Source organism: Halobacteriovorax sp. ZH5_bin.2 (assembly GCF_043196375.1).
Taxonomy (GTDB): domain Bacteria; phylum Bdellovibrionota; class Bacteriovoracia; order Bacteriovoracales; family Bacteriovoracaceae; genus Halobacteriovorax_A.
The window spans coordinates 162,769-184,764 of record NZ_JBEBMJ010000002.1; the positions used below are offsets into that span (position 1 = coordinate 162,769).

Genomic DNA, 21,996 nt, shown 5'->3' on the forward strand with positions numbered 1-21,996 from the left:
AAAAATCTGATCTTCAAAGGCAAATTGTGGCATAAACTTTGCTGTATTTAATAGCTATGTATAGAAGTATATATAAGACAATATTTACGACGTTTATGGGAATATCGCTAGTAACACACGCCGATCCCTATACTGAAATCTTACTTGGTAAGAATGTCGACAATACATCTATATACGAATATTACAAAAGACATCATATTCACGATAAGGAATCCCTCGTTGTTATAGGTTCGCATTATAAAGAAAGTGATATGCCTATTGCAGGAACAGGATTTACGCTACAGAGTGAAGATCAAAAATTCATTATCACAAACTCACACTTAATAGATGGTGAAAATAAATTTTTCATCTACCGTGGCAAGCTTTATCCAATTGAAGAAAAGAAAACCCTATCTTGCGCCAATCATGATATTGCCGTTATTGAAGTCAACGAGGAAGTACAAGAAACTTTTGGAGTCTATAACTCGAAAGTGAATAGTCTTTATACCCATGGGATGAATAACTCTCCTAGGAGTATAAGAAAGAACGAATTTATTTTTGAAGAAAGTAAATCGAAGAACTATAATAATAGGCCATTATTTGAAAACTCGAGAACAGGTGAAACTCTTTCATATGTCCAAATTGGCAATATGTATGATCTTTCATGCAATTTTTATCCAAGCTCCCCTGAACCATACAAGGGCAACGCACTATTTGTTCCGATCTCTGAAGCAATTAAGGCCATAACCATTGGCCCAATACCTTACAAGCAAAATCATCATAATCGAATAGGTACAATGAACTCTATTATGGACTTAATCTCTCATAATAAATGTACGATTAACTTAGATTCAAAAGAAAAGGATCATGAAAAGAGTCGCCAGTCATTCATAAGTCGCTCAATTATAACTCCATCCAGTATCGTACCAGGTATGAGTGGCTCACCACTATTACAAAATAATGACTTAAATCAAAGCAAATATGAGATAGTCGGAATTGCAACTTCTTATGATCGTATTATGCAAAAATCCATCTTTGCATCTCATTCAAATATTAAGAACTGTCTTAACAGCTACATTCAAGGAAGACGTGGACACTTAGATAATGTTCAATTTAAATACTCTAAGAAGTATCAATCTACGTATCGACAGAAATCTACACAATCTATCATCGAAGAAATTCCAAGTTCGCATGGGAAGGCGAATGGCGACTTAACAGATTCAAAAATCAAAGAACTCTATGATCTATATCTAGCAAAGAAGAAAGAAATAGACATAAACAATGATAACAAACTCAATGTTAAAACAATTGAAGTCATTAAAAACTTCAAAAACGACAATAAAGATCAAACGATCATCAGAGGTGGAAACGGCTATGGCAATGGTGGAGGCCCTATTTCGACAAACTCTTTAGATTTCAGGGAAAGGATCAATATTCCAACAGGTATAGCAATAAACGGAAACCTTGTTATTGGATTTAAGTGCCAGGGACAAGTCAGTAAGAATGATCATGATTATATCTTTGCAAACTGGGAAGGACTTTCATATAGCGAAAGCAATCAATGTGAAGAAATTAAAACAACTGACTCGATCGATTTGATCTCTCTCTTAAAAAGAAGATTAAAAAGTAACAAGAGTAACAAAGACAAAAATACAGAAGAGACTTTCTCAATAAGATCATCTCTTAAAACTAGAAAAAATGAGGTTCTACTTACAATAAATGGGAAATATCATAAGAAGAAATTTCGTAAGACGATTAAAATAAATAGAGACCTTCAGGATTTTAACCCAAGACTTGAAATAGAGCTTGATAAGCAATATTCAATTATTGCTGATATAAAGGAGCTATTCTTTACAGATATGTTAAGTATTTCAAAACGTAGTAGAAACCAACAACTTTCAGATGCTATACAAAGAGACTCTAAAGTTAGAGTACTCTACAGTCTGAAAAAATCAGATAGTACAAGAGGAAGCATTCCACTAATAAACACTTGGAATTAATGAGAAACTCAATCCATCCTTCACATTTAATTGATGCCGATATCGGCGAGTTAACAAAGCTTTTGTTTGAGGTTGAGTACCAAAGCGAAGAATTCAACTATATTCAGATCATGATGGCATACTACCTTAACGACATAGTAAAGTTGAAACGTATGCAAGCTACGCTTACAAAGAAATCTTTTCTAGATGTTTTTACGAAGGCCCGCATCGCAATATTAGAAAACTCATCATATCAAATAGATCATATAGAGGTTTTTAAGAACTCACCATTTATCGGTGATCTATATTTTGCAATAGCACTTATCGCTGCTCAACAAGAAAACCATTTGGCCGTAAAAAATAATTTTTTGAATGCCTATCATTCTTATTCTAAAATTGGAGCGCTTAAGAAGGCCTTAAATGCACAAATGAATACAATTACAGCTGAAGGAAATATTGATATACGAAAACGACTACTTTCAAATTATATTGAAGCTGTGGACAAACTAATCACACAAAAATCATTCACAAGTGCCGCAAATGTCTGTGTTAATATAGCAGATGAATTTCATAAAATCGGAGCGCAACGTAGTGCTTACCGCTACCTCGAAAAAGCTCTCAATCTTCTTAAAGACCAAAAAAATACTCTTCAATATGCCCAGGCCCTTACTCACCTTTGTGAGACACAATTCTGTCTTGATCAAAAATTGAATGCAAAAAATACTCTTGAAGAGCTTCATCGCTATGAATTTAATGAAATAAGAGAGTCGTCAAAAGCAATTGAAAACCTCTACCTCAATGGCAAGAACAAATTAAACAATGATCATCTGACAACGGCCTGGAAAATTAGGCTTGAAGAAAAGGCAATAGTGAGCTTACTGGGAGAAACGAGTGATCAGCTCATCCTTTTGCTTGCTCATGGGCCGATTCATTTTGACGAGATTATAAATAAACTTTACCCAAATATAGGTGAGATAGATGCGAAGAACCGTCTAACGACATTGGTTTCAAGGATTAACAAAAAGGAAGAGGGGTTAATTCGATTCGATCAAGAAGGCCAATCCTTCACTCTTTCCAATAATGAAAAGATAGAGTTTGCCACAAAGGAGTCAATCGTATGATTAAGGCCCTTTTAAAAGAGATTGATAAACAATTATTTGAACTAGTAGATATTGAGAATATTTCGCAAGAACAACTTAAGACTGTTCACAGCTTAATAAAAGGCAAGAAGAATAATTTATTAAATCGTACACTTTTCTATCTTCTTTCAGAAAAGCTTTATCGTGAAGACTTCTCGAAAATAATAGAAGCTGATGTGAACTCTTCCCTAGAGGACCCGTTCTATAATTTAATTTCAAGCTTAATTCAGAAGGCGCCTAAGCAAAACTCGCCAAAAACAACAGGGAAACTTAGTAAAAAAGAGAATATACTTTTAAATGCATTAGAAGAAGCAAGATATGAAAGACAACAGCTTATACTAATGATCTATGGGGAAGACTGCGACTACCTTAAGGCAGAAACAAGCTTTAAATCTCTTCTTTACCGATTCAAAAAGAAGATAGACGGCGAAATTACTATTTCACCAGATGGAATCTATTCATTATCAGTTTAGGCACTAATGAAGAGAATTACTTGATCTATCTTTTGCGGTCAAATTAATATTAGCACTTGCTACATCAGTAGGAATAATAACCTTAAATGTCGTACCTTGACTCGAAGAAGAAAAATCAATTGTTCCACCTAAGTTATCAACAGACTTCTTAACGATATACATCCCTATTCCGCTACCAATTGACTTGTCTTCATTAAAACGCACAAATTGCTCATAAACTTCAGATTTTTCCTCACAAGGAATTCCCACGCCATTATCTGAGACTTTAATATAAAGATTATTATAGTCATCATGAATTTCAACATTCACGTAAGGTTCATCTTTATTTACATCATAGTACTTAACAGCATTGACTATAATATTACTTAATATTTGAAAGATTCTTAATTTTTGAGAAAAGTGTCCTCGAGAAAGATCTACATCGGTAGAGAATTTGATATTATTTTTCTCAATTAAGTACTCATTTGAAATAACAATATCTGAAATCATTGCTTCAAAATCAAGTTCCTCATTTGTATGTGTCGAAATATCTAATCTTGCTAAATCTAAAAGACTTGAAATAAGTTCGGCCAAATGTGTAACTCGACTTCTGATCTTTTCAACTTTTATTTTTATCTCATCTTCATTAAACCGTTTCTTCTCAATACTCTTGACGATTAAATCACATAAAATACTTATTGTTGTTAAAGGAGACCTTAAGTCATGTGAAGTTCGGTATGAAAACTGGAGAAGCTCTTCATTTGTTTGCGAAAGCTTTTTATTTGTACGATCAAGAACTAATAAGTCAAAATAGTACATCGCCGCCATGGCCAATATAAGTAGAACAATTGCGGCCACACCAAAGCGTGAAATATTTTGTGAAATATCATTTAACTGAGCTTCTTTACTCTCTAGTATTCTAATAACTTCTTTGGCAGCAAGATCGGCTTGAGTATCATCTACTCTCACGAGATTATCTCTTTGCTCGGCCGAAAGAGTGACATCAAGGTTTTTTAATATTTCTAGATTTTCGCGATATTCTTTGGCCGTAGAGAATAAATTTTCAAGTGACTTCAACTCAGTTTCGGATAAATTATAATCTTTAGATCGAATAAAAGCTTCTTCGATCTCATCAAACTTTTTTACAGCTTTATTGTAATAGCCTTCATCTGATCTTAAGACAAAATTTTTGAAATTATGAATTAGGCCGTTATAGCCAAAATTTCCAACAACAGACACGAAGAGATCAATGCGTTGATTTAACTCAATGACGGCCTTTCGATTCTTATTTGAAAAATAATAGGCACTACTAATACTAAGAAGCAAAAAGGCCAAGACAGAGGCCAAGAATAACTTCTTCTTAAAAATATTAGTGTTAATCTTCAATCCAACGACCTTAATAAAAACAATCGTATAAATAATAGTTTAAGAATTAGGTGCTGTAAAACAAATCACATAAATTTGAAACGTCAAACAAATGATAGTGATACGAAATTTTTGTTAGTGCCACGGCGAATCTAACTTCAATAACCAACTCTTTACCTAAATATTTTGCGTCTGAATTGTCTAATGATAAAATTAGAAGCAAATGAAAAAATATATCTCTTTACAAAATTTAGCACTCATAATTGCATTAACTCTATTTGCCTTTAAGCAATACCCTAGTATCGCAAATAGCTTCAGACTAAAAGAAAAGAATATTTCAAAAAGACCTGTCAAAACAATTGAAGCTAACCCTAAAAGCATACAATTCCCACCAGACAAGAAGGTGGTTACATTCTTTTGGATGACAACATGTACTCCTTGTAAAATTGAAATGCTACGATTAAAGAAATCAGTTGAAAGTGGAAAAATATCCAAAGGCTCAATCTATGCCGTCAATCCCTTTGAAAGCACTGCCCAGATAAAGAAGTTTCTAAAAAAGAATCCCTATCCTTTTACCTTTATCGAAGATAATGATCTTGGCTATGATCTAGCAATTCAGGCCACGCCTACAACAGTTTTTCTAGACAGTGCTAAGGTCAAATACTTTTCAACAGGAATTAGCTTTATGGGGATTTACAAAGCAGAAAAGTTTATCTCTAAATAGAGTAGCCCCTAAAGCTTCTTTAATTCAAATTCCTGCCCTTGAGTAAAGATAAGTGTCTCGCCATTATCTTTAAATTCTAGTTTGATATGAGCGCGTTGAAATTTAAATACTGTATTAGAAAAAGCTTCAAAAGGAATCTCATTCTGACTATCACTTGATGCTTCACCTAGAAGAATTCCATTCTCATTTCTAAAACTAAGTTTAATGGGAAAATCATTGCTTCCGTATGTTCCATTATACTGATCAAGTATTTCTTTCTTAACTAAAATTGACTCTTGAATGACAGGAATATCAAAATCGTCACCATAAAATCCCGCCAAAAGAGCAAGGGAGATATCATTAAAATTGAATGTCATTGCATTAGTAAGATTTACCATCGCAAGATCATCTTCGATACTATAAGCAGCAATTGATGCATACCCATCGACTCCACCAGTGTGACCAAAGAAATATTTATCACTATATGGAAACTTCATTAAACCAAGGCCATACTCTCCCTCGCCGATAAATTCTTTCATTTTATTAAGAGAGCTTGAACTGATTATTTTTTCTCTAAATAATCCTCTAAGAAACGTTGCAACTTCTAATGGAGTTGAAGCAATCGCTCCTGCACCAAGAGGAACACTCTGATGTGTATTAGTTGCTTCTTCCCAATTAACTTTTTTGAAGTAACTAGTGACTTCATTAGATCGAATACTTTTAGCATCATAAACAAAAGTACTACTTAATGAGAGTGGTTTAGTAATATACGTCATTAATAAATTGGCATACGTATCACTTCCCGCCTTTTGAGCAATATAAGATAAGATGACATAACCAGTATTTGAATACTCATACTTTTCACCTGGCATAAATTCCAACTTATAGCGATAGAAACGCTCCATCATCTGACTTTCAGATTGTGGTGTTTGAGAATATTCCTTGTAATCAGTAAGATCAGTCATATTTGGAATTCCTGAACGATGTCGAAGTAAGTCCTCAACAGTAATTGCATTTGCCATGTCTATCTTTGGATAATAAAGAGAAAGCTTATCTGATAGCTTTAATTTCCCCTCTTCTTCTAACTTCAGAATTATTGCCGCTGTATATATTTTTGAAACAGAACCGATGCGGAAAATAGGATTTTTTATTTTTTTATCAAAATGATAATTTACTTCATAAACTGTCTTACCATCTTTAACGAGAGTAGCACTTCCTGAAACGACTTTCTTATTCTCTAAGACAGCAAAAAACTTATCTAATTTTTCAGTATTAATATTAGACTCCTGGCCAGATTGACATGATAGACAAAGAACAAAAATGACAAAAAGAATTGATTTTATGATGACCTCTATTGAATTGTAATAATACTATATCGGTTTTAAATTATTGTTCTTTAAATATTAAATTCTAATATAAACATTAGTAATTATATAAAAAGCTGAAAAAACATAGTTTTCTTTCTCAGTTTAAATTTGACAGACTGCTTAGAAATCCGTACTAAATAATTCTCCAAGCAAAACTTTTTTCTTGGAGAACCAAATGAAGAATTCCCTACTTCTACTTATTTCACTTGTATTTACTTCTAACACATCATTCGCATCTTATGACGGATACGATGACTACTATGATGAAGACATCAACACAGTTATCGAAACGACTACATCATGCAATTACGGTAAATTCAACAAGAAACTAATTGTAAAGAAAGTGACCTCTGAAGTATCTGGAGAAGCTATTTACAGCGAAATTTCAATTGATGCTAAAACACTTGAAAAAATTGACTACAAATTCGAAGCTAAGAAATTTGTCGACCCACTAACTAACCAAACAAGAATAGGATATCTTCTAGAACTAAGTCATCAGTCGGCCGACAAGTCTTCGACACTAAGTCTAACTGCTTCAAGCTTGGATGCTCACCTCTACAACCCAGATTGGGAAAGCTATGATCTTAGAGGAACGCTAAAAATTGCCTCTCTATACAATAACGAAACAACTTTCGAGGCTCGTTGTAGCATCGATTCAGAAGTTCGCTACGGGACACAAGAAGAAATTGACGTACTTTTTGAAAACTTTGATTACGACTCTTACAACGACAGAAGATAGTAATTATAATGCTTAAATATATCATTCTAACGATATTTATCACATCAATGTCGAGGGCCACGGTCCTCGACAAAGATGCCTTCCTAAAATGGGTTACATCAAATAACTTTCAAACACTTACACAAGTTATTGAAAGTATCCCAGAAGAGGAATATCAAAATATGACACTGGCCTATAAGTCAGGGGCTCTACTGCCAGCATCGCCAGATAAATTAAGGCCAGTAATTTGGAATGAGAAAAATTCATTTGTTATCACCTTCTCAACATTTGAAACAGATCAACACGAAGAAGACTCAATTGAGGCGATTTCTTGGAATCAAGAAGAGCTTCGCTATGAACTTCTCGTCCTTGATCTAGAAAAAAAGAAATGGCTTGTAAATCAAGCAAAATGCTTAGAATGTCACGGTCAAAGACCAAAGCCACTGTGGGGAGAATATCCAATATGGGAAGGCTTTGTTGGTCAACGAAATGACCTATTAAATATCAGAGATCGAAGCTATGTGAAAAACTTTTTAAAAAGTACGGATTCACGCGGCGAGGCCGTTAGAAGAAAAATGATTCGTGAAGGGGCCCCCTTTCCTTTTAGAGTTGCAACAAAGGACTTCTTTGACACAAAAGAACATTCACAGGCAGATCACAGGCCAAATATGCGACTCGGTCAGATCTTTGCCAGACACCATGCCATTTCTCTATACAGTGACCTAAAAAAAGCTTTGTCACAAGAAGAGCTAAACTCTGTTTTTTCAATTATACAGTCAAAACGCTACTGGCAAGAGACGGCCAAGCTTAACTTCTATTTTGAAAAGGCAGGACTCACACTAGCTGATCTTGATATTGCTCAGGTTGCCAATCAAGAAATGAAGACGACATGGGAGCATATCTATTTTGATGGCGATGCAGAGATTCTTGAATACCTGACTTGGCAATACTTAAATGATTCTCCAACAACAGTAGAAAATGAAGTTTCACTAGAGAGAAAGTATCCTCTTCACTTCCCAAATAATCTTGATGTTAAAGAGACTATCAACTTATTTGACTCATATTCAAAATGGATACAACTTGATTTTGAAATGACAGATCGAAACAAAAAAAGAAAACGCCATGTATTTATGAAATAAATACACGATTTTTGAAAACGTCACCTCATGTAAATGAGATAAATTCTAATATCCATTACTTTGCCTCCATAACAAAAACAAATAAAAATGGAGACAGGAAATGAAAAAATTAGCACTTACATTATCACTACTACTGGCGACACAAACTTTTGCCTTTAACTGTAAAAGTGAACTAGCAAGAGATATTCAAATTAGAACTAAATCAACAAGTTATCTACCATCAAAAATCCCTGGAAAGATGATTAAAGAATGCTTCTCGAAGCAAAAGAACTTTAAAGAAAATATGTTGTATTGTGGCTTTGCTGCCTATATCCCTGGTGCGATTATTGGAGTCTCATTAGGTGCAGGATTACCAATTCTTGCTCCAATTTTTGCAGGAATCGTTCTTGTAATAGAAAATGGAAATAAAGATGAGAATGGAATTTCAGGAATTGATCACAAGCGCCAACTTAAATTAAGTAGTCGTCTCTACAGTGTACTTTCTGGTAACACAAGAGACCTATGGTTAATTAAGAATTATCTTCCGGCCTATAAGCATGTTTCAAATGAAGATTTAATGTCTATTCTTACTAAGATGGATGAAAATGGAAGTCTTTGTAATGAGCCTGGCCTTCGTGATAGAGTACACAAAATATCGGAAGCAGGGCTTAGAGAGCTTGAAAGAAAAAGTGTCGAAGTAGGAGTTAAGCTTAACTGGATGGATCTTCTTACAATCGATGGAGTGGATTCTGTACTAACACCAGAGTACAAGGAATGGTTTTTATACCGTTACACTTACTTTGATTATACGACTTTTGGACAAGTAATCGATAAGAAGGAACTCAAAAAGGCCCTAAAAGAAGAATTTAAGGCCCTAGGCTATCGTCCTAGACACCAAGGTCGCGCAAATAGATAATTTTAAAATGACAAAGGCCCCTGTTTAGACTGGGGCCTTTCTTATTTTTTAGCAAGCGAATAAATATAATTCTCAAGGTCTTTAATTTCTTTTTCAGTTAAAACATTCTTCCATCCAGGCATCTTTTGTTTATAACTAGAAACTAGTAAGTAGAAATTAAAATTAGGTATTTCTTTCGACAGCTCTTGGAGATCAACCTTATCAACTCCCCTGCCATTTTCACCGTGACACTGAGAACAGAAACGAGTGTAAATACGTCTGCCTCTAAGTACAGATTCGGCACTATAAATTCGAGTCACAGGAGTCTTATCTTCACTCTCGGCCACTGGAACAACTCCATGCCTCATGCTCTTATCTTCATAATACTGACGTGATTCAGTGTTAACACTTGAGCATGAAGAGTAAGCAAGAAATAGCGTAAAGAGTAATATCAAATTTCTCACAATCACCCCTTATTTAACTTCACGTAAGATCATAAGACGACAAGGGGCATGGCCCACCATATACTCGGCAAACGAGCTTGAGAACAGGGCCGCAATTCCGTGTTTCCCTCTTGTTTCTATGATCATTTCATCAATTTTATTTTCTTCGGCATACTCTTTTAGAGCAACCTTTGCAGAACTAGCAAAGAGACATTTTCCAAGTACCTTTCCCTTATAGTCTTCAGCGACGATTTCATTAGAAAGCCCCAATAAAAGATCTGAAACTGATTTTTCGATATCTCCCATTTGTCCTTCAAGCGGATAAGAAGCGAAGTAGAAAGTATCTGCATAGACCTGAGTTTCAAAGCCGTGCACGAGATGAACTTCATCCCAACTATTCCAGTCAAAATCTTTTAATTGATTCTTATATGCATTGATTGACTCATCAGTTATATCAACACAAATCATTAGCTTACTCATGGAACCTCCTTATGTTCTTATATCGATATTATCTCTTTATATAATAGTACTCGAATATGACATAGGTCACATTATGGATAAGAAGATCTTAATCTTTATTAATAAACCTTGAAACTGAGTATTTAAACGGAGTAAATATGGATGTCTTAATCCCTGCCTCAAAGAGGCCTCTGGCCGTCCACATATTACAAGTATTAAACATATGGTAGCTTCCATTAGCTTCAAAAAAGCTATCCTTAACTTGGGGAGAATTATAGTATCCCTTTACTTGAATTTTAATAGGACGTGATTTTTCTAACTTAAAAGAATCTTCTATATAATTTAATATAATATTCAATTGCATTTGCGAAACTTTTACATCAAATAGTTTAAAAGCATTCTTCGGTAACTCTTGATATTGAGTTACGTGCATGACAGAGGAGCTAGGGAGAAATAAAGACGCTGTAAAAATAGGAAGCGTAAGATCTTTCATTTCAGGTACGTTCAAAAAGAACTCACGATCACCCCAGCCAAATTCAAAATAATTAAAATTTGATCCTTCCTCTATTGTAAAAGATCTCAGCTGCGGACTTAATAACTCCATAGGAAATAGTATTCCAGTGTGAATAGCCCCCTCTACAATATAAATACGATGTATTGCTTCACCTTTAACATCTCTTTGATGACCAATATAGAAACCTGCCACAGTCATCGCAAAGTAGATAGCGACAAAAAGGGTAGGAGCAACAATTAAATAGAACGGCCACTTTGTTTTAATTTTCATAAGTATTAAGTATGGTACGTCGATACTTTTCGACAAAATAGCTTCTTAACTAACTGAAACTACCAAAAGTATCGATGTACTAATTTTTAAAATACCAATAAGAAATAAACACATCACTACCTTTTTCAACGATAGTATTTACTTCAAGTCCAGTATCAGAAGCCCCTGCATATAATTTACTTAAATCATATGGATGGACCTTTACTTCATTACTTGATTTCACAACAACGAAGAGTAACGTTTTCTCTATCGCATGATTAAGGTTTAAAGGTATTGATAAACCACCATAGTCACCAGAATTAGTCTTTTCATAGATGACCTTAGTTCCCGATTTATAAGTATAAGATTCACCTTGGATAGCAGGTGCTGAATCCAAAGTATAATACTTCAACGTTTCGCTATAATCTTTATTCTTAAAAGTAAGCTTATGTAACTCAACAGCTTTACCATTTTTGACCTGCATGAACTTTCCCAACTGATCATCACCATCGATAAATATAAAATAGTTTCCATCAAACAAGTTTCTAACTTCACCATCACTAATTTTTTGAGAAACAGTTGTCCAACGTTCAATCTCTTCTTCAACAAAACTAATATATGCAGTCTTTCCTTCAAAATCTTTTGAAAGCTTGACTCTCCCATCTCCTCTTATATAAGTCATGTAAAGTTCAGACTTATAATCCCCTTCGCGGTAAACAAGCTTTACGTTAGCTTTATTTTCGATGCCGATTAAATCGAAAGTAATTTGATTACTCTGTATACTTACACCAGATTTATCTATCAATTTTTCTTCTAAATAAATTTCGACATTTGCCTTCTTAGTATCTAACGGATACTTTAACTCTATTGTTTCTTTGAATGATCGATTACGAAAGTAGACAACATTTGGAATATCTTTAAAACCATTTTTAAGATTTATTCCAATGTGCTTTTTATAGAAAATATAAGTTTGGCCTAAAATTATTTTATCACCAGTCTTCTTAAATAACTCTACCACATTCCTATCTTTTAAAGTGTTTACTTTAAAAACAGGCTTTTCTACGCTTTGATTATTTAGCTTCCAAATTGCAGTTGAACCATCAAAGTACCCATCTCCAAAATATTCACAAGTGACATCAGTAGCGGCATCCTCCACATTGCACTCTATATAAATTTGCTGCAATTCAATTATTTTAGCATCATCAGGACCTTGGGAATTTATCTTGACGTTACTTGCACTAATCGAAGTACTTATTAAAATAAGGAGGACTAAAAATTTCATATAACTACTCATCGTCATATTTTAATATAGATATAAATATATTCAGAATCTTATGCACAAGATAAGCTTCAAGGCATAACCAACTGAAATATATACACCCCCCTCTAACTAGCTCCTTAAAGACAACAAAAGACTATTCAAGGACCTATCAGTAGTGAAAGAAACCATTTGATAGCCTAGTACAAATTTACAGAGTCTAGTTCCTTATAGAGTATCTTAGTATATATTGTTTATATAACCGAAGGAAACAATATGGTGAAGCACTCTATCTATACGATATCGAAACGAAGAAATACGCAACATACGATTGTATGAATATCTAAGAAAGTAATTAATTCAAGAATTATATTTAGGAATAAAAAAAGCCAGCTGTGAAGCTGGCTTTTTTTTTGGAGGACGAGACCGGATTTGAACCGGTGAAAAACAGTTTTGCAAACTGCCCTATTAGACCACTCTAGCACCCGTCCGCAGAATGATTTTAGATTTCCTATAATATGGATATTTTTTAATAAGTCAATTTAAATGCTTAAAAATATTGACCTGCCACTAATGCGGCAGGCCTATACTTAAGTATTAAAAAAACAGGATGCGTGGCCGTTAAGCTTCGCGGATAACGTACTTGTCTTTACCCTCATCAACCATTTCTCTTAGCTCTTTACCAACTTTGAAAAATGGAACTTTCTTCGGTGGCACTTTCACTACCTTACCAGTCTTTGGGTTACGACCTTCGTACGCTTTATAATTACGGTTTGCGAAAGATCCGAAACCTCTAATTTCGATTCTTTCATCATTGAATAAAGCATTGATCATGTCATCAAAACAAATATTAACAACAGTCTCGGCCTGCTTGTGCGTTACATTTGCTTGCTTTTCGATTGCTGCAATTAAATCTGCTTTTGTCATTATAATCTCCTCTCGATATGAGAACTCTTTCGAGCACAAACTCAATCCTATGATTTTTAGTTACCTCACTTATCGTCCAAGTCTCTAAAAACATTAGGAATATTTATTGTGCCACAAAAACTTTACTATCATTATACACTAGATTTTATTTCCTAACAGCATAACTACTTAAAATTACGTCAATTCTCACACAATTTCAATGAAATGTAAGAAATTAACCTAAAATTAAAGAAGTCAATGAAAACTGGCGATTAAGTAAGTAGAAAATTAAGGAAATAGGCCAATGAAGGTAATATATTTAATTGTATTCTTATTTATCACATCTTCCTGTGTTCCACAGGTTGCACGTCCAGATGGGTTCTTTGATGACATCAATAATATCGATACATGTGAAGATCTATTCTTTCTTCTAAACGAAGGAAATGTCTGTGCAAGTTCATGTGGTGAAGGAGAAGTCGTTGCAGACGAATCACAATTAGAAGAAATCCTGGCCGATGAAACACTTGATGATTTTACTCGCGAAAATATTGAAGCCTCTGCAGGTGTTTGTATCACAGCACCCGAAGTAATTGCTCGTCCAAGTGACTCCGTCTTTATTGATGACGATTTTTGTATTTGTAAGAATCAAAAAGTTGCCTCGGTAACAAGTGGTGCCTCATGTGCAGCAACTTGCCAAGAAAAGACGGCCACAGTTGCTACACTATACGGAACAGTAACAGTTGGGCCAAAAATTAAAGACGACGCTAACCTACAAAATCTTTTTGGTTTCTGTAACAATTCAATTGATAACGGTGCCCAAAACCCACCTTCTTGTCAGCTAGTGGCCACAGATATCGACGGACGTCGCTACACGGCCGACCTTAAGACTTATCAAGGAACAAATATTTTTGAAGCAAACCTTGAGGCCACGACAGTAAACTTTGGGGAAGCTTATACTTTCCATATTGAAGAAACTGGAAGTGGCGTTGAGAATGCAAAAAGTGATTACGAGCAGTTCAAATTATTTGAGCCAGGTGATGATGACGAGTACGAAGGTAACCTCAAAATAAAGCTTATCTCACAATATACTTGTATGATTCGCGCGACGGCCACAAGTTCAAACTATGATCCAAGAGATCAGATCTATCTTGATACAGTAAGAAAGCACTTCTATATGCCTGTTGACTACCCGACTCCTTATCTTCCACCGGGTGTTTCAGATACAATCTTTTGTCACGACTATATCAAGACAGGACAAAACGATGATGCTCCACAATTTCCGCGTCTCGAGCTAGTGCCAGACCACTTTTCTCTGTGGGATGTAAACGATGTGCGCTTTATTGCAGATGGTGAAAACCGCAAGGTTGATTTCCTAATTAAGGATCGCATGATTGAAATGGGGGCCAACGTTAGCGGCACAAAAACGTACTTTGCACCTCTTGAAACTTGTGTGGCACCAAATGTTAGCGTTGAAGATGGAGGCTTCCCAGAGGCATGTTCAGGAGCTGAGTCAGGGCTAATTCAATCAGGACTCGCTATGATTCCATTCTTTACAGACAATAGTGGACGTGCAATTTGTCCAGGCTACACTGAATACAATTCATCGAATATTGAATTCAAGGCCCTTGGTGAAATTATTGGAACACCTACAGAAGGTCTCTACTTTGCCAAAGGTCCACGTGAAGTAATTGATCTTGGTGATGGAAATAAGCAAGAGATTAAACCTGCTGACGTTATGTTTATTAGAGAAGGCCAGCTAAAGAAAATATGGTTTCACTTAACTAATGATGGAATCCATTACAAACCAACAAGTGATACACAATCACAACCTACCTACTTCTACTGGCCAGCTGATGAAGATGCACCATATGTACAAAAGCGTGGTTACCAGAAGCTATATCAAGTGATGCACTCAAGTGAGCTTGCAAGTAGTGGTTACACAACATCAATTCCTACAACAATCAAACCGCTTGATCGTAAGATGGGTTGTATTCCTGTAACCAGTGGTAACTAAAAGTTAGAGAACTCTCTTAATGAAAACATCGACACTTGGATCTAGGTAGTCTTTATAGATAAAATAAAGAACACCGGCTTTTAATCCCGTTGAAAAAACAAAGAAGATAAGCGACTTTACGTAGCGAAAGACAAAGAATTCGTCTTTCTTAATAAATGCACGTTTTAGAAAGAAGCTAATGATGAAAAGAAAGATAACAACACCAAGGGCAAGCTTTAGAACATCCTTATCCTGAGTTAATTCGAATAAGTAAAGCAAGGCCTTATCATCTTTAACAATCCCTACTGCAAAGTTTACAAGCTTATCACTATTAACAAAGAATTGCATGATTGGATTTTGCGTAGCATTTTCACGAATCATCTGGGCAACTTGTGCATCAGGAACATTTTTAAATTGTGCATTAATCATCTTAATAGCACGTCTCATCATCTCAGGGTCGGCCTTACCATTTTTTAGAGCAAGCCCTTGAGTTGGCATGGCCACTATATTTGTAGCTTGGCCGCCATTTTTATTGATCTCTTGGTTTAGAGTCTCAATTGACTCTTGAAGATTTTCGACATCTTGGGAAGAAGTCGTCTTATCACGACTATCGTAATCTTCATCACCATACGCAAAAACCCCATGTGTACTCAGAAGTACACACAGGGCAATTAAGTATTTAATAAAATTAAATTTTGAATTAAGCGTTTGCATCTGCAGTTTTCGCCTGCTCCCCTCTAAACTTATCAAATAGAAGTACAACTGGTGCTGCAACAAAGTTAGACGAATAAGTACCAACAACAACACCAAGAGTGATTGCCATAAAGAAATCACGAATAGCAAGACCACCTACAAAGAACATCGTCGCAGATACGAAAAGTGTCGTACCTGAAGTAAGGATTGTTCTTGAAAGTGTTTCGTTAATTGCATTATTGATATGATCTTTAATATCACGTCCAACAAATTTTTGCTCATGCTCACGTACACGGTCATAGACGATAACTGTATCGTTAACCGAGTATCCGATAACCGCAAGAATTGCAGCAACAGTCTGAAGTGTAAACTCTGTTCCTGTTAGAGCAAATACACCTAGAATAATTGTTACGTCATGGAAAAGAGCAACAATTGCACCTGGCGAGTATTTGAAATCGAAACGTAGACCAACATAGATCATAATTGCAAGAAGCGCCCAAAGCATTGCTAAGAAACCAGACTTTCTAAGTTCTGCACCGGCCTTTGGACCAACGATATCAACTTTTCTGATCTCTACACCATCTTGCTGATACTTAGTCGTTAGTGTCTGTGAAACCTTTTCAGTAACTTCGTTTAAGTTACCTTCGTTTGCACTAACTTTAAGTAGGTATTCATTCATTTGAGGTTCACCAATTGTTTGGATTGTAACCCCAGTGAAACCAGCTGACTTCATCTCACGACGAAGTTCATCTAGGTTTTCAGATTTTTGGAACTTAACTTGAATCTCAGCACCACCACGGAAATCTACACCGTATTTCATTTTAGTACCGATTAGAACAAGTGAAGCAATTACAAGAATTAAAGAGATAAAACCTGCAATTCCAAATTTATTAACAAAATTAAAATTTGTATTACTTTTAATAATTTCAAACATTTTAAACTCCAATCCTTAAATGCTTAAGTCCTGACCTTCTACTTTATTCATATAGAATTCAAAGAAAAGCTTTGAAACAAAGTAAGAAGTGTAAACAGTTGCAAAAATACCAATTAATAATGTAACAGCGAAACCTCTAATTGGACCTGTACCAAAGTTTAGTAGACAGATACCAGCAAGAGCAGTCGTGATGTTTGCATCAATAATTGTCCAGAAAGCAGAGTTGAATCCGTTTTCAACAGCTTTATAAAAGCCGACATTATTTCGTATTTCCTCTCGAATACGCTCATAGATAATGATATTGGCGTCAATGGCCATACCAACAGTAAGAGCGATCCCTGCAATACCAGGAAGAGTTAGAGTTGCCCCAAGACCTACAAGCATTGCCAGAATAATAAGTACGTTTAGCGCTAGTGTTGTAACAGCGAAAACACCAGAAATTCTGTAGTAAACAAGAATGAAACCAAATACTAGAACACAACCAATGATTGCAGCAAATCTTGCCTTATCAATTGAATCGGCACCAAGAGATGGACCAACTGTTCTTTGCTCAAGGAAATCAAGTTGTACTGGAAGAGCACCGGCACGAAGAACAAGAGCTAAGTCTTTTGCTTCTTTAAGTTGCTCATTATAACTTTTACCACCAAGAGAAATCGTTGCACGTCCACCAGCAATCTTACCATTGATACGTGGAGCTGAATAAACGTTACCATCAAGAGTAATCGCCATTAAACGTCCTACGTTCTCACCAGTAACTTCTGCAAAGATCTTTGCACCACGAGACTTAAAGTTAAGCCCTACTTCTGGGTTGTTGTTATTTTGTGGGTTAAATTGAACTCTTGCATCTTCAAGGTCTTCACCTGTAAGACGTGCAACAGATTCAATTAAGTATGGTACTAATTGAAGGATGTCACCTTTTGCATTAGTTACTCTTTCAAATGCAAGAACATGACCTTTAGGAAGATCAGAAGCTACGATTTCGTTAACCTTTGTCACGTAATCAGAAAATCTCTCACCTTTTTTGTAATCGATTCCTTGCTCTTTCGCTTTTGACACCCAACCTTGAATAGTGATTGGTGCAATTTCAGAATTAACCATCTTAAATTCAAGCTTTGCTGTTTTACCGATTAGCTCTTTTGCTCTTTCGATATCCTTAACACCCGGAAGCTGAACAACAATACGGTCTTTACCTTGAGAGATAATCTCTGGCTCAGTTACACCAAATTCATCAATACGGTTACGAATAACCTCGATTGATCTCTTTACAGATTGATCTTCAATGTCAGTCTTAACTTTCTTAGTTAAGGCAACAGAAATTGTACTCCCAGTATCTTTTGTTACTCTTAAGAAACCGTTGTACTGATCGTGAATAATATCCTTTAGTGTTTCAACATCAGTTGATGAACCTAAGATGATTTCTTGGCGTGGGTCTAGTTCATCAGATGAATCTAGGTCACCAATTTCAAAACCGTTACCAGTTTTGTCCTTGAAGCTAAATTCTAAACGGCGTGCGTATCCTTTAACCTCGTCCTTGTAGACCTTTTTGAAGTCAATTCCTAAGATCATGTACAGACCACCTTGAAGGTCTAGTCCTAAGTTGATCTTAGACTTAACTGGAAAATTGTCAGTTTCTTTAAAATTAAATGCAGTAGGTACAATCGAAATACCTGAAATGATCGCTACGATAAGTAGAAATACGAAGCGATACCACCAGCCTCTTCTCATTAGATTCTCCTAATCCTTGGGTTTCTTTTGGTTTTCTCGAATATTTGAGTTAAATAAACTACAAAAATTATATGAGATTAACTACTTAAAAACAATATTAAGAGAATATTAATTTCAAAAACTTACGATTGCTTTGATTTTTCCGACTCAATCACTTGGTCTTTTTCATCTTCAGAATTATCAGAATTGCTAATTTTGGCATCACCTTGCGCTGCAACGCTAGCTTCAGGTGACTCTGTGATTTGTGATGCCACAGATTCCTCTTTGTGAGAATTGGTCTCTGCAGCATCATTGACGTGGTCCATTAAATCATCCTTGGCCTTTTGAAACTCGCGAAGTCCTTTTCCTAAACCTTTTGCAAGTTCAGGTAATTTTTTAGGTCCGATAAAAATCAGAGCAAAAACTAAAACAATAAGTAATTCACCAGCACCAAAGCCACCAAACATGATTACGCCTCTTTTTTATTAGAAAGAATACTTTCTTCAAGTCCACCAAGTTGTGAACGTAGGATTTTAATACGTGTACCTTCAGCAACTTCAAGGTCCACAACTTTTTCAGTCATCCCAACAATTGTACCAAAAATACCTGACTTTGTGTAAACACGGTTACCTTTTTCAAGTGTATCAAGCATTTTCTTTTCTTCTTCCATTTGTTTCTTTTGTGGTCTGAAAACAAGGAAATAAAAAATAGCAACTACAGCAATAATTGGAACAAAGTTCATTGCTGAATTAGCTGGAGCAGCAGCACCACCTTGAGCATAAGCATTAGATATAAAAAGTTGTAACATTTGTTTCTCCTAACTTTTAATTATATTTATTGGCCTGAGGCCCATTTTCGTGAAGTGTATCTGTTATAAAATTCTTTGTAATAATCGTCAAACCTATCCGCTAGAATCGCTTCGCGTGCATCCTGAGTCATCTTAATCATGAAATAAAGATTGTGATAAGTGATCAAGTTACCAGAAAGAAACTCTCCAGTTGTATAGAGGTGTCTAATATAAGAACGTGAATACGTTTTACAAACTTTACAGTCACAACTTGGATCGGGTGGTAACGTATCTTCTCTAAAGCGAAGGTTCTTAATATTTAATGGCCCATCGTGTGTTAGGAATTGTCCATTACGTGCGTTTCTAGTTGGAAGAACACAATCAAACATATCAATACCTGCTCGAATTCCATTTAGAATATCAAGAGGCTTACCAACACCCATCAGGTATCTTGGTTTTTGATCCGGCATTGTGTGAACAAAGTCATTTAAGAAGTCAACCATCTCTTCATTCTTTTCACCAACTGAAAGTCCACCAAGAGCAAGTCCTGGAAAGTCCATTTCTTCAAGACGCTGCATACATTCCGTACGAAGATCTTTATGAAGCCCTCCTTGAACAATACCAAAAAGTTTTTGATAGTCGCGAAGCTTGTAGTCGATACAACGCTTGGCCCATCTAAGTGTTAACTCCATACTTTCGCGAAGAGTTTCCTTCGTTGCAGGAAGTTTTGGACACTCATCAAAGGCCATCACAATATCAGAGCCTAGGCCCTTTTGAATCTCCATACTTTTCTCAGGAGAAATAAGGTGTTTTGAACCATCAATATGTGAAGAGAAAGTTACACCTTCTTCTGTAATTTTATTAATGTCTGAAAGTGAGAATACTTGAAACCCACCAGAGTCTGTTAGAATTGGACGATCCCAATTCATAAACCCATGAAGTCCACCACCAACTTTTTCAATAAGCTCATGCCCAGGTCTTAGGTATAAGTGGTATGTATTTCCAAGAATGATTTGAGCATTCATCTCATAAAGATCTTCTTGCCACATACACTTAACTGATGCACGAGTTCCAACAGGCATAAAGATTGGTGTTTTAATTTCACCGTGTTCAGTTGTAATTGTAGTTGCGCGGGCCTTGCCGCTATATCCTTCAACTTTAATCATATTCACTTACCTTAAAATTAACATCGCATCACCGTATGAAAAGAAACGATATCCCTCTTTAACTGCAATATTATAAATTTCTAATGTTTTTTCACGGCCAATTAGCGCACTCACAAGCATAAGAAGAGTTGACTTTGGCAGGTGAAAATTTGTTATTAAACCGTCGATACTCTTCACATCAACACCAGGATGCAAGAAGATTGAAGTGTCCTTCATCTCACCAGGAGTATAGTCTTCCACTCCATTTTGCCAAATCGTTTCAAGAGTTCTTAAACTCGTTGTTCCAACAGCAAAACGTTTTTTAGCATTTTTTATTTTTTCAAAATTTACTTTATCAACAAAGTAATTTTCAGAGTGCATTTTGTGATCTTCTAGATTATCAACTTTTACAGGAGCAAAAGTTCCAAGACCGACATGTAAAGTTACTTTTGCAATATCATGCCCTTCACTTTTAATCTGCTCTAGCAGTTCATCTGAAAAGTGAAGCCCCGCAGTTGGAGCAGCAACACTTCCAAGCTCATTTGCAAAAACTGTTTGATAGTCTTTCTTATCTTGATCGTCCGACTCTCCCCCACGAATATAAGGAGGAATTGGAACAAGTGCGTTAGCATTTAAGTAATCAATTAAATCATTACCAACGATAGAAGGGGCAATTAAGAACTCACCTTCAATATTGTCGACGATAGAAATTGTCAGACCATTGGCAAAGATATACTTGTCGCCGGCCTTCTTCTTTCCACGGGCCTTAACAAGAGCGCGATAGTGACCGGCCTCATTTGGCTCAACAGTTAAAAAGAAAACCTCTGCATTACCACCACTTTCTTTGTGACCTTTTAGTCGACATGGGAATACCTTACTCTGATTAAGGACCAGAGTTGTCTCACTTGGGAGAAAATTAATCAGTTCACTAAATTTATGATGTGAGATCGTATCAGTTTCACAATTGTAAACTAATAATCTTGAGTGATGACGTCCTTCAATTGGGCGCTCTGCAATCTGCTCTTTAGGCAAGTCGTAATCGTACGACGATAGCTGTAAATCCACATTATTTAATTGGTTCATAGGTCCCGATAGTAGCGTGAAATTAGGTAATCGTCATCATGTAAGTTTTTCAAATCACAACTTTCTTATATTCAAAAGTAAAGAAAACTGCAAAAACTTACAAAAAGTAAAAG

At 35.6% G+C, this 21,996-nt stretch carries 22 protein-coding genes and 1 tRNA gene; 8 read left to right on the top strand and 15 right to left on the bottom strand.

Annotated elements, in window-relative coordinates; genetic code table 11:
* The first annotated feature begins 56 nt into the window (after window positions 1–56).
* The 3 genes from ABMA76_RS05985 to ABMA76_RS05995 are packed head-to-tail and all read left to right on the top strand — an operon-like array spanning window position 57 to window position 3,570.
* Window positions 57–1,979: a hypothetical protein gene (locus ABMA76_RS05985; protein WP_393061138.1), complete on the top strand. Its 1,923-nt coding sequence runs from the start codon at window positions 57–59 to the stop codon at window positions 1,977–1,979.
* The gene (locus ABMA76_RS05990) at window positions 1,979–3,079 is read left to right on the top strand and encodes a hypothetical protein (protein WP_392908069.1); all 1,101 of its coding nucleotides are present in this window, start codon (window positions 1,979–1,981) and stop codon (window positions 3,077–3,079) included. Before ABMA76_RS05985 ends, ABMA76_RS05990 begins: the two co-directional genes overlap by 1 nt.
* Complete coding sequence (locus tag ABMA76_RS05995) at window positions 3,076–3,570, top strand: hypothetical protein (RefSeq protein WP_392908067.1); 495 nt, start codon at window positions 3,076–3,078, stop codon at window positions 3,568–3,570. Before ABMA76_RS05990 ends, ABMA76_RS05995 begins: the two co-directional genes overlap by 4 nt.
* Before the next feature lie 3 nt (window positions 3,571–3,573).
* Here ABMA76_RS05995 and ABMA76_RS06000 read toward each other — a convergent pair whose 3' ends face one another.
* Window positions 3,574–4,935: a sensor histidine kinase gene (locus tag ABMA76_RS06000; RefSeq protein WP_393061140.1), complete on the bottom strand. Its 1,362-nt coding sequence runs from the start codon at window positions 4,933–4,935 to the stop codon at window positions 3,574–3,576.
* Window positions 4,936–5,137: 202 nt separating this feature from the next.
* Here ABMA76_RS06000 and ABMA76_RS06005 point away from each other — a divergent pair, with 202 nt between their 5' ends.
* On the top strand, window positions 5,138–5,638 hold the full coding sequence (locus tag ABMA76_RS06005) for a TlpA family protein disulfide reductase (RefSeq protein ID WP_392908063.1): 501 nt from the start codon (window positions 5,138–5,140) through the stop codon (window positions 5,636–5,638).
* Window positions 5,639–5,646: 8 nt separating this feature from the next.
* Here the strand turns inward: ABMA76_RS06005 and ABMA76_RS06010 are convergent, their stop codons facing one another.
* Window positions 5,647–6,972: a serine hydrolase domain-containing protein gene (locus ABMA76_RS06010; RefSeq protein WP_392989014.1), complete on the bottom strand. Its 1,326-nt coding sequence runs from the start codon at window positions 6,970–6,972 to the stop codon at window positions 5,647–5,649.
* A gap of 187 nt (window positions 6,973–7,159) precedes the next feature.
* Here ABMA76_RS06010 and ABMA76_RS06015 point away from each other — a divergent pair, with 187 nt between their 5' ends.
* From ABMA76_RS06015 to ABMA76_RS06025, 3 genes are all read left to right on the top strand, one after another.
* Window positions 7,160–7,723, top strand: a complete 564-nt coding sequence (locus ABMA76_RS06015; RefSeq protein ID WP_392908061.1) for a hypothetical protein — start codon at window positions 7,160–7,162, stop codon at window positions 7,721–7,723.
* A gap of 8 nt (window positions 7,724–7,731) precedes the next feature.
* Complete coding sequence (locus tag ABMA76_RS06020) at window positions 7,732–8,841, top strand: hypothetical protein (protein ID WP_392908059.1); 1,110 nt, start codon at window positions 7,732–7,734, stop codon at window positions 8,839–8,841.
* A 100-nt stretch (window positions 8,842–8,941) separates the two neighbouring features.
* A complete protein-coding gene (locus ABMA76_RS06025; protein WP_392908056.1) occupies window positions 8,942–9,736 on the top strand; it encodes a hypothetical protein in 795 nt (264 codons plus the stop codon).
* A gap of 41 nt (window positions 9,737–9,777) precedes the next feature.
* Here ABMA76_RS06025 and ABMA76_RS06030 read toward each other — a convergent pair whose 3' ends face one another.
* The 6 genes from ABMA76_RS06030 to ABMA76_RS06055 all read right to left on the bottom strand — a co-directional run bounded on the left by ABMA76_RS06030 (window position 9,778) and on the right by ABMA76_RS06055 (window position 13,565).
* Window positions 9,778–10,179 carry a c-type cytochrome gene (locus ABMA76_RS06030; protein WP_392908054.1) on the bottom strand — a complete coding sequence of 134 codons (402 nt, stop codon included), beginning with the start codon at window positions 10,177–10,179 and terminating at the stop codon, window positions 9,778–9,780.
* Between the two features lie 9 nt (window positions 10,180–10,188).
* Complete coding sequence (locus ABMA76_RS06035) at window positions 10,189–10,638, bottom strand: universal stress protein (RefSeq protein ID WP_392908052.1); 450 nt, start codon at window positions 10,636–10,638, stop codon at window positions 10,189–10,191.
* 88 nt (window positions 10,639–10,726) lie between these two features.
* Window positions 10,727–11,401, bottom strand: coding sequence for a DUF2459 domain-containing protein (locus ABMA76_RS06040; RefSeq protein ID WP_392908049.1), 675 nt, complete (start codon window positions 11,399–11,401; stop codon window positions 10,727–10,729).
* Window positions 11,402–11,480: 79 nt separating this feature from the next.
* Window positions 11,481–12,662 (bottom strand): hypothetical protein, encoded by a 1,182-nt coding sequence (locus ABMA76_RS06045; RefSeq protein ID WP_392908047.1) that lies wholly within the window; start codon window positions 12,660–12,662, stop codon window positions 11,481–11,483.
* A gap of 390 nt (window positions 12,663–13,052) precedes the next feature.
* A tRNA-Cys gene (locus tag ABMA76_RS06050) sits at window positions 13,053–13,129 on the bottom strand.
* A gap of 130 nt (window positions 13,130–13,259) precedes the next feature.
* Window positions 13,260–13,565 (bottom strand): HU family DNA-binding protein, encoded by a 306-nt coding sequence (locus ABMA76_RS06055; RefSeq protein WP_021266755.1) that lies wholly within the window; start codon window positions 13,563–13,565, stop codon window positions 13,260–13,262.
* A 283-nt stretch (window positions 13,566–13,848) separates the two neighbouring features.
* Between ABMA76_RS06055 and ABMA76_RS06060 the strand changes: the two genes are divergently transcribed.
* Window positions 13,849–15,558, top strand: a complete 1,710-nt coding sequence (locus ABMA76_RS06060) for a hypothetical protein (protein WP_392908046.1) — start codon at window positions 13,849–13,851, stop codon at window positions 15,556–15,558.
* A 3-nt stretch (window positions 15,559–15,561) separates the two neighbouring features.
* Here ABMA76_RS06060 and ABMA76_RS06065 read toward each other — a convergent pair whose 3' ends face one another.
* The 7 genes from ABMA76_RS06065 to queA all read right to left on the bottom strand — a co-directional run bounded on the left by ABMA76_RS06065 (window position 15,562) and on the right by queA (window position 21,883).
* The gene (locus ABMA76_RS06065; RefSeq protein ID WP_392908044.1) at window positions 15,562–16,251 is read right to left on the bottom strand and encodes a hypothetical protein; all 690 of its coding nucleotides are present in this window, start codon (window positions 16,249–16,251) and stop codon (window positions 15,562–15,564) included.
* The gene (gene secF, locus ABMA76_RS06070; RefSeq protein ID WP_392908042.1) at window positions 16,238–17,164 is read right to left on the bottom strand and encodes a protein translocase subunit SecF; all 927 of its coding nucleotides are present in this window, start codon (window positions 17,162–17,164) and stop codon (window positions 16,238–16,240) included. The genes ABMA76_RS06065 and secF overlap by 14 nt, the downstream gene beginning before the upstream one ends.
* A 15-nt stretch (window positions 17,165–17,179) precedes the next feature.
* The gene (gene secD / locus ABMA76_RS06075; protein ID WP_393061142.1) at window positions 17,180–18,889 is read right to left on the bottom strand and encodes a protein translocase subunit SecD; all 1,710 of its coding nucleotides are present in this window, start codon (window positions 18,887–18,889) and stop codon (window positions 17,180–17,182) included.
* Window positions 18,890–19,011: 122 nt separating this feature from the next.
* Window positions 19,012–19,335 (bottom strand): twin-arginine translocase TatA/TatE family subunit, encoded by a 324-nt coding sequence (locus tag ABMA76_RS06080; RefSeq protein ID WP_392908037.1) that lies wholly within the window; start codon window positions 19,333–19,335, stop codon window positions 19,012–19,014.
* Between the two features lie 2 nt (window positions 19,336–19,337).
* Window positions 19,338–19,676: a preprotein translocase subunit YajC gene (yajC, locus tag ABMA76_RS06085; protein WP_392908035.1), complete on the bottom strand. Its 339-nt coding sequence runs from the start codon at window positions 19,674–19,676 to the stop codon at window positions 19,338–19,340.
* A 26-nt stretch (window positions 19,677–19,702) separates the two neighbouring features.
* The gene (tgt, locus tag ABMA76_RS06090; protein ID WP_392860975.1) at window positions 19,703–20,821 is read right to left on the bottom strand and encodes a tRNA guanosine(34) transglycosylase Tgt; all 1,119 of its coding nucleotides are present in this window, start codon (window positions 20,819–20,821) and stop codon (window positions 19,703–19,705) included.
* 6 nt (window positions 20,822–20,827) lie between these two features.
* Entirely contained in the window at window positions 20,828–21,883 is a 1,056-nt protein-coding gene (gene queA / locus ABMA76_RS06095; protein ID WP_392908032.1) for a tRNA preQ1(34) S-adenosylmethionine ribosyltransferase-isomerase QueA, read from the bottom strand.
* Between the last annotated feature and the right edge of the window lie 113 nt (window positions 21,884–21,996).

Coding starts and splice junctions, on each gene's coding strand:
- ABMA76_RS05985 (WP_393061138.1), top strand. CDS start 57: ATGTATAGAAGTATATATAAGACAATATTTACGACGTTTATGGGAATA.
- ABMA76_RS05990 (WP_392908069.1), top strand. CDS start 1,979: ATGAGAAACTCAATCCATCCTTCACATTTAATTGATGCCGATATCGGC.
- ABMA76_RS05995 (WP_392908067.1), top strand. CDS start 3,076: ATGATTAAGGCCCTTTTAAAAGAGATTGATAAACAATTATTTGAACTA.
- ABMA76_RS06005 (WP_392908063.1), top strand. CDS start 5,138: ATGAAAAAATATATCTCTTTACAAAATTTAGCACTCATAATTGCATTA.
- ABMA76_RS06015 (WP_392908061.1), top strand. CDS start 7,160: ATGAAGAATTCCCTACTTCTACTTATTTCACTTGTATTTACTTCTAAC.
- ABMA76_RS06020 (WP_392908059.1), top strand. CDS start 7,732: ATGCTTAAATATATCATTCTAACGATATTTATCACATCAATGTCGAGG.
- ABMA76_RS06025 (WP_392908056.1), top strand. CDS start 8,942: ATGAAAAAATTAGCACTTACATTATCACTACTACTGGCGACACAAACT.
- ABMA76_RS06035 (WP_392908052.1), bottom strand. CDS start 10,638: ATGAGTAAGCTAATGATTTGTGTTGATATAACTGATGAGTCAATCAAT.
- ABMA76_RS06040 (WP_392908049.1), bottom strand. CDS start 11,401: ATGAAAATTAAAACAAAGTGGCCGTTCTATTTAATTGTTGCTCCTACC.
- ABMA76_RS06045 (WP_392908047.1), bottom strand. CDS start 12,662: ATGAAATTTTTAGTCCTCCTTATTTTAATAAGTACTTCGATTAGTGCA.
- ABMA76_RS06055 (WP_021266755.1), bottom strand. CDS start 13,565: ATGACAAAAGCAGATTTAATTGCAGCAATCGAAAAGCAAGCAAATGTA.
- ABMA76_RS06060 (WP_392908046.1), top strand. CDS start 13,849: ATGAAGGTAATATATTTAATTGTATTCTTATTTATCACATCTTCCTGT.
- ABMA76_RS06065 (WP_392908044.1), bottom strand. CDS start 16,251: ATGCAAACGCTTAATTCAAAATTTAATTTTATTAAATACTTAATTGCC.
- secF (WP_392908042.1), bottom strand. CDS start 17,164: ATGTTTGAAATTATTAAAAGTAATACAAATTTTAATTTTGTTAATAAA.
- secD (WP_393061142.1), bottom strand. CDS start 18,889: ATGAGAAGAGGCTGGTGGTATCGCTTCGTATTTCTACTTATCGTAGCG.
- ABMA76_RS06080 (WP_392908037.1), bottom strand. CDS start 19,335: ATGTTTGGTGGCTTTGGTGCTGGTGAATTACTTATTGTTTTAGTTTTT.
- yajC (WP_392908035.1), bottom strand. CDS start 19,676: ATGTTACAACTTTTTATATCTAATGCTTATGCTCAAGGTGGTGCTGCT.
- tgt (WP_392860975.1), bottom strand. CDS start 20,821: ATGATTAAAGTTGAAGGATATAGCGGCAAGGCCCGCGCAACTACAATT.
- queA (WP_392908032.1), bottom strand. CDS start 21,883: ATGAACCAATTAAATAATGTGGATTTACAGCTATCGTCGTACGATTAC.